The following is a 15626-nucleotide window of genomic DNA, read 5'->3' as shown; positions in this document are numbered from 1 at the left end:
TGCTGCGGTCCCGGATTACGCTTGCGCTCCATCCGGGCTACAGGCCTCACATCCCGCTCAATCCGCTATCCACCGCGAGCGTTTGCGCGGTGACGTAGACGCTTTCGTCGGACAGGAAGAATAGCACGGCATAGGCAATCTCCCACGCCGTGGCCTGGCGACCGAACGGAACGTGGCCCTTGCCGCGATTCGGCCGTCCGGCGCCGGCTTCGCGGCCGTTGGGGGTGTCGACGAGACCTGGATAGACGAGGTTGGCCCGGATGCCCCGGCGCGATCCGAGATGGGCGATGTTGCGCATCAGGCCGCCGAGCGCGGCTTTCGACGAATCATACACCGCCATCTGCGATCCCGCCTTCAGCGCGGCGATCGAGGAGATGAAGACGATGGCGCCGCCATCGTCGAATTTCGGCAAGCCTGCGCGGCAGCACAACATAGGGCCGCGGACATTGACGTCGTAGATCCGGTTCCACTCCTCGGGGCTGACGGCATCGAGGCCGGTCTTGCCGAAGGTGCCGATGTTCAGCACCATACCGTCGAGGCCGCCCATGGCGCGGTGAGCTTCTTCGATCATGCGGACGACATCCGCTTCCGACGTGACATCGGCGGCAATGGCAAAGGCCTCTGCGCCTTCGTCGGTGATGCGCTTCACCGTCTCTTCCGCCGAAGTGCGATTGAGGTCGGCGACCGCGACCTTCGCACCCTCGCGTGCACACAGAATGCTCATGGCGCGTCCGTTGCCGATCGGATCGGTGGCGGCATCGAACACGCGCTGGCCGCCGCCGACGACGAGGATGCGGCGCCCCTTCAGTCGCCCCCTGCCCGGCGCGGCGCCTGATGACTCGGCGCTCGGAGGCCGAACATAGCGGTCCGGCTTGCTCTCGGTGTCAGCCATCTCAACCGCCTGATTTCCTGCCGCCGTCATAGACCTTCATGCCGGCTGCAGGATCGAGATCGGTTTCGGTTGCCTCGGTGACGCGTGCCATCATCATGTAGAAGCCGAGCGCGACGATGGACTCCACGATCTCCTGGTCGCTGAAGTGTTTTCGGGCGGCAGCAAAGATGGCCTCGGGGACGCGGACGTTCTCGACGACCTCGCGGCCGAATGTCAGCAGCGCGCGCTCCGCCTCATTTAGTGCGACAGCATCGTAGTCGCCGCGCTCCACCGCATCGACCTGCGCCTGCGTGCAGCCGACGCCGAGCGCGATCGGCACGTGCTGGCGCCACTCATAGGCGCCGCCCTCCAGCTGGGCGGCTTGCAGGATCAGCAGCTCGCGGTTGACGGCAGAGAGCTTCTGCTTGTGCAGGATCGAATTGCCGAGCCGCATCGCCGGGATCATGTTGGCCTCGGCATGGGCCATCATGCGGAAGATGTTGAGCTTGACCGGCATGCGGTCGAACGAGGCGCGGATGTCGCCGCTCGTCGTCTCCGGATCAATCAGGGGCAGCCTTGCCACGCGTCTCTCCCTTTGGCTTTCGCTTCTTGTTGTCGGTGTCATTGCCTGCCGCAATCAGCGACAGGAAGAAGGCGAGATAGCGGTCGATCGCCTCGATCACCTTGGCCCGCGGCGAAGGCGCCGCGCCCATCACGTAATGCTCGAGACGGATATAGATCAGCCCTGCCGCGAACAGCCGCGCGGTCTCGCGCGGATCCGGCGTCGATACGAGGCCGGCGAGCGCGAAGCCGCGGAAATAGTCGGTCATCAGGCTCTGCTCGCGCGCGTAGAAATGGTCGGCGAATTTGGCGCGGATGCCGGGGACGCGGTTGCGCTCGGCGGTGATGACCTTCTGGAACTGGTGCTCGCGCGCATCGGACCATTGCTCGACGAGGTCGAGTGCGAACTGACGGCAGAACGCGGCGGGCTGGCGCGCGAGCTGCCTGTAGCGCGGCTCCTCCAGCCGACTCGCCGAACTCGCCGGGCCATGCTCGCTGACGATCGCTTCTAGGATCGCGGCCTTGCCGGGAAAGTGGTTGTAGAGGCTGCTCTCGCGGATGCCGACGCGACGCGCCAGCTCGCGCATCGAGGCGCCGCCATAGCCGCTCTGCGCGAACAGATTGAGCGCCTCGGTGAGGATGCGCTCCCGCGTCGTGGGCGCGGCCGCTTCCGCCGCGTTGGAGGTGTGGACAGCCATGATGGCTTGACTAACGAACGATCGTTCGCTAGTCAACCGTACGAACGATCGTTCGTCTTTCATGTCGTATGCGACGATCCTCGGCCGCGATGCAGCGACGGCGCTGCATGTGCGGGTGGCATTCAACTCCGCTCGATAAGCGGAGAGCAATTGGGAGACAACGCCATGGCACGCCTCGCCCGCTTTTTGCCCGCGTGGCAAATCACCATGACGCTTCGCTTCGTCGCATCCTCACTGCTGATCGCGTCTGCGGGAATGCCTGCATACGCCGAGGATCCCGCCGCCTATCCCACGCACAAGATCCGGATGCTGTTGCCCTATGCGGCCGGCGGCGGCGGCGACGTGGTCGGCCGGCTGCTCGCGGACAGGATGGGCAAGACGCTCGGACAGAGCATCTATATCGAGAACCACACCGGTGCGGCCGGCACGCTCGGCACGCAGATGGTCGCGACCTCGCCAAATGACGGCTACACCATCACCGTCGGCGGCATGACCACGCATGTGCTGGCCCCCGCGATCTATCCAAAGCTGCCCTACGATCCGATCAAGGATTTCACCACCATCGGCCGCGTCGGGACGTCCTCGATCATGCTGGTCGCAACCAGGAACTTTGCCGCCAACGACATCAAGGAGTTGGTCGCGCTGGCCAAGAAGGGCGAGCCGATCCAGTACGGCAGCTGGGGCGTCGGCTCGACCGGGCAATTCTGCGCCGAGATCCTGATGCAGCAGACCAGCATCAAGATGGACCACGTGCCGTTCAACGGCATCGCGAAGCTGGCCGGCGACCTGCTCGGCGGCCACATCTCGCTCGCGACGCTCGATGTCGCGACAGCGACGCCGCTCGTCAAGGACGGCTCGATCAAGGCGCTGGCCGCCTGCGGCGAGCGCTCGCCGAGCATGCCTGATGTCGCCAGCTACAAGGAGCAGGGCGTGCCGTTCGACCGCAGCCTGTCCTGGGCGATGTATGCGCCCGCGGGCCTCGCTGCGCCGATCGCGCAGAGGCTGTCGGCCGCGCTGAAGGAGGCGCTCGGCGATGATCTGGTGAAGGGAAAGCTGCTCGCACTCGGCATCACGCCGCAATTCGTGCCCGGCGAGGAGCAGCGCGACATCAACGCCCACGACATCGCGGCCTGGAAGCAGGTTGCCAAGGACGCCGGCATCGAGGTGAAGTGAGGAAGTGGCAGCTCGGGCGCGGCCATCCTTCGACACGCCCGCCTGCGGCGGGCCCTCAGGATGAGGTCCCGTCTCGCGGCGAATGGGCAGAGAACAGGAGCGCGGGCATGAGCCGCATCTTCGGCGCGGTGCGCCAGAACGGATATGTGGTGCGGGACATCCACGCCGCGATGAAGCACTGGATCGAGGTGATGGGCGTCGGTCCCTGGTACTACATGGACCGCGTCAAGACCGACTGGTTTCGCCATCGCGGCCAGGACTCTGCCGTCGAGATGAGCATTGCGCTCGCCAATTCCGGCGACCTCCAGATCGAGCTGATCCAGCAGCGCAACGACGCGCCTTCGCTGTACAGGGAGTTCTTGAACGCCGGCCACGAAGGCCTCCAGCACATGTCCTACTGGAGCCACGACTACCAGGCGCTCTACGACAAGGCGATCGGGCTCGGTTACCGGATCGGCCATGAGGGTCAGATCGGCGGCGAGAAGGGGCGCTTTGCCTATTTCGACACGCAGGCCCATCCGGGCACGGTGATCGAGATTTCGGACATCAGCGGGACCAAGGGTCCGTTCTTCGAGAAGGTCCGGCAGGCGGCTCTGACCTGGGACGGCACGCGGCCGATCCGTGAGGTCGTCACCAAGCCGTAGGAGCCCTCGCCGCTGGCGCGATTGCCGACAATCCGTGTAACATGCGCCTCGCATCCGAACCTGCAGCGAGGCTGACATGTCCGACACTGACAAGGTTTTCGCCGGCTCGATTCCGAAGATCTACGACGAGTATCTCGTCCCGATGATCTTCTCCGTCTACGCGGACGACATCGCAAGACGCGTCGCCGCGCGCTCGCCGTCCATGCTGCTCGAGATCGCCGCGGGCACCGGCGCCGTGACGCGCGCCGTGGCGGCGGCGCTGCCCTCTGGCATCCGTTACGTTGCGACCGATCTCAACGAACCGATGCTTGGCGTCGCCGCGCAGCGTCAGGCGGACGACGATCGCATCAGCTGGCAGCAGGCGGACGCGATGGCCCTGCCCTTTGGCGATGCCGGGTTCGATGTCGTCTGCTGCCAGTTCGGCGCGATGTTCTTTCCGGACCGGGTCAAGGCTTACGGCGAGGTGAAACGAGTCCTGAAAGGCGATGGCACGTTCGTGTTCAACGTCTGGGATCGCATCGAGGACAATGTGCTGACGCACGAGGCGACGATCGCGCTCGCAAAATTGTTTCCCGACGACCCGCCGCGCTTCATGGTCCGCACGCCGCACGGCTATTACGACAAGGCCGTCATCAGAACCGACCTCGAACGTGCCGGCTTCCGCGACATCGCGATCGAGACGCGATCTGAAATCAGCCGGGCGCCGTCGCCCGAATACGTGGCGCTCGCGCTCTGCCAGGGCACGCCGCTGCGCAGCGAGATCGAGGCAAGGGACGCCGGCAAGCTGCAGGCCGCGACCGACATCGTCGCCGAGACGATCCGCACGCGTCACGGCTCCGGACCGGTCGAAGGCAAGATTCAGGCTATCGTGATCGAAGCGCGACTGTAGGTGCTGGAGCGGAAGCGCCGCGGCTCGTTCACCTCTCCCGCTCGCGGGAGAGGTTGCGCCCCGCGCGCTACCACCAGTTTCGCTGCATCGGCTGCGTCGACTGATAGTACTGGTACTGGCCGCGCTGCCGGCGCGGATTGGCCGGCTGCACGTAGGGATCGCGCTGGTAGAAGAAACCAAAACCGTTGCCGCCGTTGTCCCAGCCGTCGTCGCTGGCGATCATGGCAGGCGCGGTCGGCTTGCGCGTGATGAAGCCGCCTTGCGGCTGGTCGCTCAGCACCGCGACGAACTCGGTTCGGTAATTGGTCTCGGCGCTCAGCGGCTCGTCCGAGATGATGATCGAGGAGCGCGGCAACGCGGTCGGCCCGATGCGATCCCACACGTCCTGCGGGATGGTGATGCGGTCGAGTGCATTGCGGGCCTCGTCGCCGTTTTCGATCGTGACCACGCTCCAGCGCAGGCCCGTATCGGTCTTGGCCATCGCCGTGAAGATGTGGGTGCCGAGCGGCTGCTCGGGATTGCGGATCGTGACGGGGACCTCGATGCTGGTGTCGAACACCTCGCCGCCGCCGTCGGGCGCCGGCTTGTGGGTGTTTCGCCGCACATAGAGCTTCTGCGTCGAGCGGCTGATGTAGACCGAGACAGGCTCGCCCGCGAGTTTAGCGTCGGTCGCGGCCTTGACGGCCTCGGCCTTTCTGGCCGCAGCGGCCTTCGCGGCGTCCTTCGTCGTGGCCACGGCATCGCGCTTCGGCTGCGCGGCGGCCTTGGCGGCATCGAGCTGCGTCGCCGCGTCGGCGGCCTTGGTCGCCGCCTTCTGCTTCAACTCCTCCGCCTTGGCGCGGGCCTGATCGGTCTTGGCGTTCGCGAGGGTCTTGTCGGCGAAAGCGAGCTCGGCATCGGCGCGAGCCTTCTGCTGCTCCAGCTTGCGCAGGGCTGCAGGGAGCGAGGCAGCTTCCTTTGCGGCGGTGGTCGCAGCCTTCTTGGCCTCGTCGGCAGCCCTCGTCGCCTCCTCGGCCTCGAGGGAGAGCTTGTCGGCCTGCCTCGGCACGGCCGCAATCGCTTCCGGCTTCGGCACGAATAGCGAAGGATGAGAGATCTCGGTCGGAACCGAGTCATACGGCGAGATGATCACACGCATCCCGATATAGGTCTTGTCGAACAGGTTCTCGGCGAAGCCGAACGGCATGCGCACGCAGCCGTGCGATGCGGCATAGCCGGGCAGCGGTCCGCCATGCAGCGCGATGCCGTTCCAGGTGATGCGCTGCATGTTCGGCATCCAGGCATCGTCGTACATGGTCGAGCGGTGGTCCTTGTCCTTCTCGACGATGGCGAAGACGCCCGCCGGGGTCTCGCGTCCCGTGGTGCCCGTCGAGACCGGCGCGCGCAGGATCCAGCCGTCGGCATCGTAGAAAGTGACCTGCTGGCTCTTGATCGACACGATCGCCATGATCGGCTCGCCGGCCTGCCGCTGCGCCACCGCCTCGGCCGGCTGGCGCGCCTGCTTGGCCGCCTCGGCTGGGGTCAAGGCGGCAAACGCGACCACCGCCGCCAATGTCGCAATTCCGGGAGGGCCCCAACGCCGCATTGCCCGGGTGAATTGCGCCGTCGTCAGTCGGTCTCTCATGCCATGCCCCGGTCGGAATGCCAGTCCGCGCTCATGTCGATTACGTGTCAGATTGCGATCTTTGGATTAAGAAATTGCAGCCGCCATACGTTCCGTCTGTGGCGATATTCGGCCCGCTTCAGCAACAAATCTCTCATATACGACGGCTTGCGAAGGCGGAAGGGTGGCTCGAGCCTGAGGCTGGTCCGAGGCTGGGGTCTCTCGCTGCGGCGAAACGTCCGCCTGGAGGGTCGGATCCGCCGGTTCTTGACCTCACCGGGAATGGAAAGCCCCAGCGATCACGATCCGGATCACGCGTTCTGGCAAGAACGCATATGTCCTTTGGACGGACAGCGCTTTAGGAGGTCGCCAGCACCTTCCGGCCGAACCTCGGCAATCACTGCAACCGCGGTGCGGACATTCACGCCTTCAGCGGCTTGGTCGCAGGCGTGCCGGCATCGGCGAGGCGGCTGAGGTCAAGGATGCCTCTCCAAAAGAGACGAGTTTCAGCCGCTCCTCGTCCCACAAGGTCAGCCGCACGGTTCGCAAGCTCTGGACCAGTGTAATCCGTCCGACGGCGGCGAGCTGTGGATGGTCCCGCAACACGTCCGGCAGGCGATAGGAGGGAATTCGACTGCACAAATGGTGGATGTGGTGGACGCCGATATTTGCCGTGAACCACCGCAAGACACTCGGCAATTGGTAATGCGAGCTGCCGTGCAGTGCGGCATCGTGAAAATTCCAGGTCTCGTCGTGTGACCAGTAGGTGCGCTCGAACTGGTGCTGGACGTAGAACAGCCAGACACCGATGGACGCCGCCAGAACGACGATCGGCACGTGTACCACAAGGAATGGCCCATAGCCGACCAGCCAAATCATCGCGGCGACCAGAATCGCGATCGCGGCGTTCGTGCCCATCGTACTCAGCCAAGGGGTCCAGCCGCCGCGCATCAATCCGATCGGCACTCGATGCTTCAAGATGAACAAATAGGTGGGGCCGACGCCAAACATCACGATGGGATGCCGATACAGCCGGTATAGCACCCGACGCCATCGCGGCTGGTCGCGAAACTCGCGCACGGTCAATGTATCAATGTCGCCCAACCCCCGGTGATCGAGATTGCCGGAATTCGCATGATGGCGGGCATGGTTATGCCGCCAATAATCGTATGGTGTCAGGGTCACCACACCGATGGCTCGGCCGACCCAATCGTTCACCGCCCGCCCGCGGAAGAAGGAGCCATGTCCGCAATCATGCTGGATCATGAACAGACGGACCAGCAAGCCCGCAGCAGGGACCTCGAACAGCACGGCGAACCAATAGCCCCGGTCAAGAGCGGCCCAGATCAGCGCCCAGATGAAGCAGAGCGGAACCGCCGTGATCGCCAATTCGAGAACACCGCGTAAACTGTCGGGCTCGCGATAGCGAACGAGCAACTGCGCGGACGCGCGCATCTCCGGCATTCCTTGCGGCATTTCCCGCCTGCTCCAAAAAAGTATTGCGACCGCCCGGACGCATTCGGCAGCGGTCCGGAAGTCGTGCCCCGCACGCGCTCATACTGATCCTGGCCTGGATTTCCTGCTGAGCAATATTGCTCACACCAGGCGCGCCGCAACGGATCGGGAGCGGAAAGGCTAGAGTAGACGCGTTCGCAGCCGGCGATTCCCGCAATGTGAGCAATATTGAACAGTGGCTGAAGGACAGACGCGGCATGCTCACCGTTACGCGGCCAGCGAATCGGCTGTCATCGGCGGCGGCTTCGGGTCCGGCATACCCCGCCATATGAGGAGTAGCTTCATATGTCCGAGGTCTATGGTCGTCCAGAACCGACGTTGATCCCGATACCACGACCACACTGCACGGCCTGCCAGAGCCGCATGATGCTGATTTACGTCGGGGCAAGTCGCGACGGCCCCGATCTGCGCATTTTCGAATGCTCCAAGTGCGGGACCGTCCATAAATCTTTCGCCGATCGCTGAGACCAACCGAATAGCAGCTGAAGGAGCGCGCGCAAGAAAGCGGTCCTGGCACGGGTGTGCGAACCAGGACCGCCCTTCATCAGATATGATGAGTGGGCATCACATCCGGTCGTCATCACCAAGTCACCCCGACGACGTTCGTTCCAGGCATATCCTAAACGACGCGGCTACCAGCGCTTGCGCCAAACGCCGCCCCAGCTGCTTCGTCGGACAACCATGCAGCATTCCGCCCGACGGTCAGGTTAGACCTGGGCAGGAGCGAAGGATGTGCAAAACTGCTCAAATAACGGTCGTATGATCGGCGCGGGTTCACCATTAATTGCGAACCATTCCTTCAAGGCTGAGCAATTCTGCTCTGTAGCCCGGAGAGCCAACCGTTAGAGTCTCGAATGGCCCTCCCGCGACCGGCGCGATGAGCCGCGTCGGCAAATGGCGCGGCCGGCGCCCTGCAGGTTCGACCAGGAGATGTCATCTTGACCATCAGAACAACGCGGACCATCGTATCGTTCGCCAATCCCTTCGTCCTTCAGGGGCTGGAGGGCGCTCAGCCCGCCGGCGAATATGTCGTTCTCACCGACGACCAGCGGATCGAAGGGTTGTCGAAGATCGCCTATCGGCGTGTGGCGACGCAGTTGCAAACGCCCGCGAGGTTTGCCTCCCAATCGCGGACCCAGTCCTACGCGATCAGCCAGACGGAGCTGGACGCCGCACTCATGAAGGATCGGCATCAGACGATCGTACGGCATTGAGCTCGGCGATCCGCTCAACGAGCCTTTCCGAAGCCGCAGGCAGTTGTCAGCTCCGACTCACAGACCGGAGACGAAGCAAGATTTGCCTAACGTGCCCGGCCAGGTCTTGCTAGACTGAAACTCTCTCCATCAGGTTGTGCTACGTCATGCCAAAAGCGCCGAAAAGCGCGTTCGATCCAAAACTCTTCCTCGCCAAGGTCGGCGAGGGCAAAACCATATTGAAGTTCGACAAGAACCAAGTGGTGTTCTCGCAAGGTGACGCCGCGGATACCGTTTTTTACATCCAAAAGGGGAGGATCAAGGTTCTCGTCGTCTCGGAGCAAGGCAAGGAGGCGGTGGTCGGAATCATGGAGCCCGGACAATTCTTCGGTGAGGGCTGCCTGAACGGCCATCCCTTGCGGATTTCGACGACCGTGACGATGGAGCAAAGCGTGATCACGTCCATTAAGAAACCAGCGATGCTCGTCGCACTCAAGGCCGAACCGAAGTTCTCCGAGTTGTTCATGGAGTATCTGCTCAGCCGAAATAGCCGCATAGAAGAAGACCTGATCGACCAGTTGTTTAATTCGAGCGAGAAGCGGCTTGCGCGTCTTCTGCTGCTGTTGGCCAATTTCGGCAAGGACGGCGCCACTCAGCCCATCTCGGCGCAGGTTAGTCAGGAGACGCTTGCGGAGATGATCGGGACAACCCGATCCCGCGTCAGCTTTTTCATGAACAAATTCCGCAAGCTCGGCTTTATCACCTACAACGGTAAGATCGAGGTTCACACTTCCCTCCTGAACGCGGTCTTGTACGACAAGCCTGAGATCGCGAGGGACGACTGAGACGGTTGGAAGCAAGCGCGCCCCAAGCCCTCTCCTGCAACGATCGAAGGTACCCCATGAAGAAGCCGACCGTGCAAGTCGAAGAGATCGAGCCGAGAACGATTCAAAGGGCTGACGTGGCGCCAGCCGATGGCTTCTCGCTAATCGTTGATGGCCACTTCAAGACCCGTTACGAAAGCGAGACGGCTGCCCGGGCAGCCGGCGCCGAGCTGCTCCGCAGGTTCCCGATGCTGCAAATCCTGGTCTACGATGCTGAGACGAGGGTGCGGTCGCCGCTGCAATAGATTTTCCAATTGATCGGGCTCCGCATCGGGCATCGTCGCCTGCCGCTGCGCGAGTTGTTCGTGAAAACCACGGGAGTGCACGATCACCCTTTTTTAGGACGATCGGCCGGGGCGGAGATAATTCGGCGCAGCCGGATTGCTTCCGTAAAAGTGGCGGATGGCTGCCTTTGCGGTGGAGGACGGTTCTCAGGCTCGTCAAGCTCCGGCGTTTCCCCGACGGAAAGCAGCGCTTCGCTGCCGCGGTCCAGGCGCTTGTCGGAGCCCGACGCGTCGAGCATATGACCGACCAGCTCGCCCGAGAGACGGTAGATATTGTTCCCCCGAAGATCGTAAACTTTCTTGCCCGTGAGATCGAAAATCGATGCGCCGTTCACAACGCCGGCGCGGATGCCCCTGTTATTGAGTATGTATCCGCTCACCACGCATCTCCCATTGACGCCTCTTTGAAGGTCCCCGGCGCTCGCCTATTGGCTCGTGACCCGGCCTTTCGCCTCTTCCTCGGCCAGACGCTTCAGGAGCCATTGCCGCCGGACGGCGTCTTTTTCCAGCTCGAAGTCCCGTTTGAAGATTCTGATGTTTTCGCGGTGGATGAACTCTTCCAGCTCGCTCAAATCGGTGGCCGCAGGTCATGACTGTCGAGCCAGACGACCGTGGCTGTCATTGGATCGCTTTCGATTGCGGCGGCGGAACCTTGGTGGCACCCGGCGCACGCGAACGTTCCGATCTCCAATGCTGCTAAGCCCGGGATCCTCACCAAGCCCATGCATTCGCCGCACCAACGACAACGCGGCCCTTCACCTGATGCAGGTGAGGGACTGAATGCCTGGGAATAGTGCAAATACATGCGACGCACCGCGGGATCCGGCGAGAGCGTTACAGCACTCTCAATCACCGATAGATCGCCGATATGGGGCGGTGATGATGCTAGCATAGACCGCTGCCCCCGCCCGTTTCTGGTCAATATTGCTCGCTCGGGCGAAGGTTCTCTCCTCGAACCGGGCCGCCCCCATCTTGGCTACACCCCCAGCGCGTTCCGGTTGGACGCCCGCAAGACGCGCAATGACAGCGTCTGCACCTGGGCGACATTGAGAAGCCACGCTGCAGCGGCGTAAGCGAAACCGCCTGCAAGGCTCACCACGATCAGCGCCACAAGGCCGGTGCCGCCGACTTGCGAACGCGCCACGAGGATGGCGGTCGCCATCGCCGCGGCTGAAACCGCGACCCCGGCGAGCCGGTTGAGATCGAACGGGACCGGGTGGGCGCGATGCATCAGGACGACGGCAACGAGGAAACCGATCGCCTCGGTCGCGAGCGTTGCCCACGCCGCGCCGTAGATGCCGTAACCGGCGACCAGCGCGACCATCAGCACCACGCTGACCGCCAGCGTGAGAAAGGATTGCGCCGCCAGCATGAAGGGGCGCTCGGCGAGCTGGAAACTGATCTGCACGTAGAACTGATTGGCGATCCCGAAGAAGCGGGCAAGCACCAGGATCGGCAACAATGCCGACACGCCGGCGCGGAAGTCGACGCCGACGAGCGTGCCGGCAACCTGATCCGCCGCGAGCGCGAGCCAGACTGCGACGGGCGCGACCACGACGAGCAGGAGTTCGAGGCTTTCGTTCAGCCGCTCCCGCGTCGTCTCCCTGTTGTTCTCGGAGAGGGAACGAAACACCAAGGGCACGGTCGCCGCGGCGACGCTGGAGGCGATCATGACCATGAACTGGCGCGGCAAATCGGCGGCGACGCCGAAGATGCCGGCGGCGTCCTTGCCGAGCAGATAGGCGACGATGAGCCGGTCGCAGGCCGAATAGACCGCAACGGAGAGTCCGGCCAACGTCAGCGGCAGGCCGTACCGCGCCAGCTGCATGAACTGGCTGCGCTGGAAGCGCGCGATTTTGCTGCTGTCGCCGACGAGATTGAGAATGATGCCGGTGAGCGAACCCAGGCCGAACGCCGCGAGCAGCCCTAATCCGCCCCAGCCGAACCAGATGCCAACGAGGCCGAATCCGACGCTCGACACGCTGCGCACGATCGAGATCGCGGCGAACCGGTAGGGACGCAATTTGGCGCGCTCGAACTCCTGACCGACATCGACCGCATTGGCCATGATCGCGACGAACATGCTGGCAAGCAGCAGCTCGACGCTGACGTCGCTGCGGAACAGGAAGATCAACGGCGTCGTGGCGCAGAGCACTGCGACCGTGAGTCCGAAGGCGACCATCGCCGTGCCGCGGAAATCCACCTCCGCCGACATCGCCTGATAGCGCGACACCGACAGCTTGATCCAGGCAAAGAAGATCGCGCCCAGAATGCCGGCGAGGCTGAGGCCGACGACATAGACGCCGTACTCCGCCGGCGTCAGCAGCCGCGTATAGGCCGTGACGGCGAAGAAGCCCACCGCGGCGGGCAGGATGTAGGCGACGAGATAAATCGAGAAATGGCGGTTCAGCATGCGAGCACGGGACCGGCAGCGGTCTTGCGAATATGACGGCCGTTAATCAATGGGACCTTGGCGGGGCGAACGAACTGCGCCGCAGCATCGCGCAAGAGTGTCACATAAGTCTGCAGATCGGGCGGCAAATGAGGCTCTGCAGCTGCTTTCACGCGTTAGCGTTAAATTTGCCCTTCCGGGAACGACGAGGCGCGATCATGGAAGGAAACCATGACGTGCAGACGGCAGAGGTTAACCCAACAAGGTGAAACCCGGGCGTTGCATGGCATCGCTTGGTACGATGCTGCGTTGGTTCAAGAAGGACTGCCGTGACCAGGCTCGATAGACGCGAATTTCTTCTCGGCGGCGCCGCAGCCCTCGCGGCGGGCGCTTCTGCGTCGGCGGCACCGGCATCGAAGCTTTCGCAGCGCCGCCCCGGCTTTGGCGCGGCCGCCACGCTCTGGGACCTGCAAGCCGATCCCAGGCTCGGGGAAGCCATCAGCACCTATTGCACGCAGGTCGTGCCGGTGCTCGAGCTGAAATGGCCGATGCTGCGGCCGAACGCGCACACGTTCAATTTCGAGCGCGCCGACGCGATCCTGGATTTCGCGGGGGACAATGATTTGACGATGCGCGGCCACGCCCTCGCCTGGTATCACGACATTCCGGACTGGACCAAAGAGATCAAGAACACGCGCGGCGTCGAGCGCGCCTATGTCGACCATATCGGCACCGTCGTCTCCTACTACAAGGACAAGCTGACTTCGTGGGACGTCGTCAACGAGCCGATCCCGGACAATCCGCGCAGCCCCAAGGACCGGCGCGACACGTTCTGGACCCAGCATCTGGGCCAGGGCTGGATCCCGCTGGCGTTCCGCACGGCGGCCGCGGCCGATCCCTTCGTCAAGCTCGCGATCAACGAATATGACATCGAGTCGGCCAAGGACTCGTTCATTGCCAAGCGCGCCGCCTATCGCAACCTGATCATGGACCTGCTCGACCAGGGCGTTCCGCTGCACGCCGTCGGACTGCAATCGCATCTGCATGCCGAGCTCGAGATCGACACCCATGGTCTCGCCGAATTCGTCACCGAGCTGCGCTCCTGGGGGCTCGAGGTGCTGGTCACCGAGCTCGACGTTGACGATCAGAAGCTGACGGGAAATCCGGCACAGCGCGACGCCATCGTCGCCAAGCGCGTCGACGATCTCCTCACCGCGATCTCGACCAGCGGACCGGTGCGCTCGATCCTGACCTGGGGTCTCTCGGATCGCTATAGCTGGATCAACGGCGTCTTTGCGCGCGCCGACAAGCAGCCGAACCGCCCGCTGCCGCTCGACGGCGAGTTCAAGCCGAAGCCGTTCATGGACGTGATCAGCAAGTTCACGAAGGATGCCTGACGGCGCTGGATCTCAGCGCGCCTTCGGCACGACGAATTCGACCGCATCGTCCATGTGGTCGGGTGCGAGGCTCGGAGCCCGGCGATCGCGCGAAGAGAGGCGGAACACGTCGCGGATGTCGTCGACCGAGGTCGAGGAATAGGACTGGATGCAGAGCGCGACCTGCCCGGGCAACGCGGCGCGCATCATTGCTTCGATGGCCGGCCGGTCGAGCGGGGTGTCATCCCAATGCGAGACGGCGATGCTGTCTTCCGTGACCCGGTGGGTGGCCAGGTGCGCGGGTGAGTTCGCGACGAAATGGCCGTACATCAGATATTCCGAGAACTTCTTCTTCCGGCACAGCGCCAGGCCCCAGTTCAATCCCGTCGCCGATTTGATGGCGTCGGTCATGGCGCGCGCGGTGTCCTTGTCCCAGACCAGCGCGTTGCCGACGTAATCGTCGGCGGGGAAGGAGCGATCCTTGATGCCGAGCAGCTGATCGACGGTGCGCAGCCACAACCCATGCAGCGGATGATCAGCGCCGATGTCCTCCGGCGTGACGAACAGCGGCGTCTTCTCGGCCCCGGCATATTGGCCGACGTCGAATTCGCGGAAAAACAGATTGTCCGAATCCAGGATGCAGACGCGCTGCTCGGGCGCGTTGAGGACGCCGGCGATCTTCAGGATCTGCTGGATGTGCCAGCCGTGCACCGGGGACGACAGCAGCGATAGCCAGACGCGCCGCTTGCTGATGAACTGAAGTGCCGGCGGCAGCGCAAACAGCCATTTCGGCAGGTAGCGCGAGGCCGGAATGATCACGCGCTTGTCGGAGGCGAAGCGCTCGAACAGCGGCACGTCCTCATCGTTAACGAGAACATAATGCCGGGCGTATCCCGTCAGCCAGGTGTCGATGCTCTCGCTGAGCAGCGAAAAGCGCTCGATATCCTTGGCATAGCTGGCAGTCAGCAGGGCAACGGAATGCATGGCGCGCGCTCGGATGGCAATCAGGCCGCACTCATAGCCCCACCGGAAGACGGGGGAAACTCACAAACGGAATCAAGGTAAAATGAAACGAAGTGTTAGCGACCCGGCGGCAGGTCCAAGTCCAGGTCCAGGTCCGTGCCCGATGCCGCGGAAGCGCAGCGGCGAGGTCGGCGGTGGGTTGCCACCAATCGGCGACGCAGTCGTCGAGGACGGACTGCGCGGGTCAGATCACGGATGACTACGGGTTCACCCGCCAAAGCTGTGAATGATCAAGTTGCGGCTTGATTATTCGACGTCACCGCGCAAGATATTCGCACGTTTTGATTTGGACGATTTTTTTCAAGGGGGGAGTGTTATGGGTTTGAGCAAATTTACCAAGGGTACCTCGTCGGGCGACAAGGACCGCAAGGCTCTCCAGAAGCCGCTGGGGACCAGGAAGAAGTAGGATTCATCGGCCGGGGCGCCGTACGAATCCTCAGGCTTCACTTTTCGGAAGATCGGTCGCTTGCGTGTCGAGTTGGGGTCTCGCACAAGCTTGCGCCTGTAAACCGGCCTGCAA

At 63.3% G+C, this 15626-nt stretch carries 16 protein-coding genes; 7 read left to right on the top strand and 9 right to left on the bottom strand.

What is annotated here, in order from left to right; all coding sequences use genetic code 11:
- Nucleotides 1-46: 46 nt before the first annotated feature.
- Genes ML401_RS07230 through ML401_RS07220 form a run of 3 tightly spaced genes read right to left on the bottom strand, consistent with a single transcriptional unit; the run spans nucleotide 47 to nucleotide 2130 of the window.
- Nucleotides 47-892, bottom strand: coding sequence for an SDR family NAD(P)-dependent oxidoreductase (locus ML401_RS07230; RefSeq protein WP_285811047.1), 846 nt, complete (start codon nucleotides 890-892; stop codon nucleotides 47-49).
- Nucleotide 893: 1 nt separating this feature from the next.
- Nucleotides 894-1454 (bottom strand): carboxymuconolactone decarboxylase family protein, encoded by a 561-nt coding sequence (locus tag ML401_RS07225; RefSeq protein WP_211419672.1) that lies wholly within the window; start codon nucleotides 1452-1454, stop codon nucleotides 894-896.
- On the bottom strand, nucleotides 1432-2130 hold the full coding sequence (locus ML401_RS07220) for a TetR/AcrR family transcriptional regulator (RefSeq protein ID WP_285811044.1): 699 nt from the start codon (nucleotides 2128-2130) through the stop codon (nucleotides 1432-1434). Before ML401_RS07220 ends, ML401_RS07225 begins: the two co-directional genes overlap by 23 nt.
- Nucleotides 2131-2295: 165 nt before the next feature.
- Here ML401_RS07220 and ML401_RS07215 point away from each other — a divergent pair, with 165 nt between their 5' ends.
- From ML401_RS07215 to ML401_RS07205, 3 genes are all read left to right on the top strand, one after another.
- Complete coding sequence (locus ML401_RS07215; RefSeq protein WP_285811042.1) at nucleotides 2296-3303, top strand: tripartite tricarboxylate transporter substrate binding protein; 1008 nt, start codon at nucleotides 2296-2298, stop codon at nucleotides 3301-3303.
- Nucleotides 3304-3410: 107 nt separating this feature from the next.
- Nucleotides 3411-3947 carry a VOC family protein gene (locus tag ML401_RS07210; RefSeq protein WP_194406333.1) on the top strand — a complete coding sequence of 179 codons (537 nt, stop codon included), beginning with the start codon at nucleotides 3411-3413 and terminating at the stop codon, nucleotides 3945-3947.
- A 76-nt stretch (nucleotides 3948-4023) separates the two neighbouring features.
- A complete protein-coding gene (locus tag ML401_RS07205; RefSeq protein ID WP_285811039.1) occupies nucleotides 4024-4836 on the top strand; it encodes a class I SAM-dependent methyltransferase in 813 nt (270 codons plus the stop codon).
- Between the two features lie 67 nt (nucleotides 4837-4903).
- On the opposite strand, the gene ML401_RS07200 is transcribed toward ML401_RS07205, so the two are convergent.
- Nucleotides 4904-6460: a L,D-transpeptidase gene (locus ML401_RS07200; RefSeq protein ID WP_259219091.1), complete on the bottom strand. Its 1557-nt coding sequence runs from the start codon at nucleotides 6458-6460 to the stop codon at nucleotides 4904-4906.
- A gap of 408 nt (nucleotides 6461-6868) precedes the next feature.
- A complete protein-coding gene (locus ML401_RS07195; RefSeq protein ID WP_212068808.1) occupies nucleotides 6869-7915 on the bottom strand; it encodes a fatty acid desaturase in 1047 nt (348 codons plus the stop codon).
- A gap of 977 nt (nucleotides 7916-8892) precedes the next feature.
- Here ML401_RS07195 and ML401_RS07190 point away from each other — a divergent pair.
- The 3 genes from ML401_RS07190 to ML401_RS07180 all read left to right on the top strand — a co-directional run bounded on the left by ML401_RS07190 (nucleotide 8893) and on the right by ML401_RS07180 (nucleotide 10276).
- Nucleotides 8893-9168 (top strand): hypothetical protein, encoded by a 276-nt coding sequence (locus tag ML401_RS07190; protein ID WP_285811037.1) that lies wholly within the window; start codon nucleotides 8893-8895, stop codon nucleotides 9166-9168.
- Nucleotides 9169-9314: 146 nt separating this feature from the next.
- The gene (locus tag ML401_RS07185) at nucleotides 9315-9992 is read left to right on the top strand and encodes a Crp/Fnr family transcriptional regulator (protein ID WP_212068806.1); all 678 of its coding nucleotides are present in this window, start codon (nucleotides 9315-9317) and stop codon (nucleotides 9990-9992) included.
- A gap of 56 nt (nucleotides 9993-10048) precedes the next feature.
- Nucleotides 10049-10276, top strand: coding sequence for a hypothetical protein (locus ML401_RS07180; protein ID WP_212068805.1), 228 nt, complete (start codon nucleotides 10049-10051; stop codon nucleotides 10274-10276).
- Between the two features lie 83 nt (nucleotides 10277-10359).
- Here ML401_RS07180 and ML401_RS07175 read toward each other — a convergent pair whose 3' ends face one another.
- The 3 genes from ML401_RS07175 to ML401_RS07165 form a co-directional block, all read right to left on the bottom strand.
- Nucleotides 10360-10695, bottom strand: a complete 336-nt coding sequence (locus ML401_RS07175; RefSeq protein ID WP_285811035.1) for a hypothetical protein — start codon at nucleotides 10693-10695, stop codon at nucleotides 10360-10362.
- 45 nt (nucleotides 10696-10740) lie between these two features.
- Complete coding sequence (locus tag ML401_RS07170; protein WP_212068916.1) at nucleotides 10741-10887, bottom strand: hypothetical protein; 147 nt, start codon at nucleotides 10885-10887, stop codon at nucleotides 10741-10743.
- A gap of 404 nt (nucleotides 10888-11291) precedes the next feature.
- Nucleotides 11292-12728, bottom strand: coding sequence for an oligosaccharide flippase family protein (locus ML401_RS07165; protein WP_285811032.1), 1437 nt, complete (start codon nucleotides 12726-12728; stop codon nucleotides 11292-11294).
- A gap of 308 nt (nucleotides 12729-13036) precedes the next feature.
- Here ML401_RS07165 and ML401_RS07160 point away from each other — a divergent pair, with 308 nt between their 5' ends.
- The gene (locus ML401_RS07160) at nucleotides 13037-14104 is read left to right on the top strand and encodes an endo-1,4-beta-xylanase (RefSeq protein WP_285811030.1); all 1068 of its coding nucleotides are present in this window, start codon (nucleotides 13037-13039) and stop codon (nucleotides 14102-14104) included.
- Nucleotides 14105-14116: 12 nt separating this feature from the next.
- Here the strand turns inward: ML401_RS07160 and ML401_RS07155 are convergent, their stop codons facing one another.
- Nucleotides 14117-15067 (bottom strand): DUF6492 family protein, encoded by a 951-nt coding sequence (locus tag ML401_RS07155; protein WP_285811028.1) that lies wholly within the window; start codon nucleotides 15065-15067, stop codon nucleotides 14117-14119.
- Between the last annotated feature and the right edge of the window lie 559 nt (nucleotides 15068-15626).

Origin of the sequence: Bradyrhizobium sp. 62B (assembly GCF_030272265.2) — a bacterium.
Taxonomy (GTDB): domain Bacteria; phylum Pseudomonadota; class Alphaproteobacteria; order Rhizobiales; family Xanthobacteraceae; genus Bradyrhizobium.
Note: the sequence above shows the minus strand (reverse complement) of the source record. Positions and strands in the feature narration are given on the sequence as shown.

Excerpts from the sequence above, each read along its gene's own strand:
- ML401_RS07165 (WP_285811032.1), bottom strand. The coding sequence starts at position 12,728 with ATGCTGAACCGCCATTTCTCGATTTATCTCGTCGCCTACATCCTGCCC.
- ML401_RS07230 (WP_285811047.1), bottom strand. The coding sequence starts at position 892 with ATGGCTGACACCGAGAGCAAGCCGGACCGCTATGTTCGGCCTCCGAGC.
- ML401_RS07195 (WP_212068808.1), bottom strand. The coding sequence starts at position 7,915 with ATGCCGCAAGGAATGCCGGAGATGCGCGCGTCCGCGCAGTTGCTCGTT.
- ML401_RS07200 (WP_259219091.1), bottom strand. The coding sequence starts at position 6,460 with ATGAGAGACCGACTGACGACGGCGCAATTCACCCGGGCAATGCGGCGT.
- ML401_RS07205 (WP_285811039.1), top strand. The coding sequence starts at position 4,024 with ATGTCCGACACTGACAAGGTTTTCGCCGGCTCGATTCCGAAGATCTAC.
- ML401_RS07155 (WP_285811028.1), bottom strand. The coding sequence starts at position 15,067 with ATGCATTCCGTTGCCCTGCTGACTGCCAGCTATGCCAAGGATATCGAG.
- ML401_RS07215 (WP_285811042.1), top strand. The coding sequence starts at position 2,296 with ATGGCACGCCTCGCCCGCTTTTTGCCCGCGTGGCAAATCACCATGACG.
- ML401_RS07220 (WP_285811044.1), bottom strand. The coding sequence starts at position 2,130 with ATGGCTGTCCACACCTCCAACGCGGCGGAAGCGGCCGCGCCCACGACG.
- ML401_RS07185 (WP_212068806.1), top strand. The coding sequence starts at position 9,315 with ATGCCAAAAGCGCCGAAAAGCGCGTTCGATCCAAAACTCTTCCTCGCC.
- ML401_RS07180 (WP_212068805.1), top strand. The coding sequence starts at position 10,049 with ATGAAGAAGCCGACCGTGCAAGTCGAAGAGATCGAGCCGAGAACGATT.
- ML401_RS07210 (WP_194406333.1), top strand. The coding sequence starts at position 3,411 with ATGAGCCGCATCTTCGGCGCGGTGCGCCAGAACGGATATGTGGTGCGG.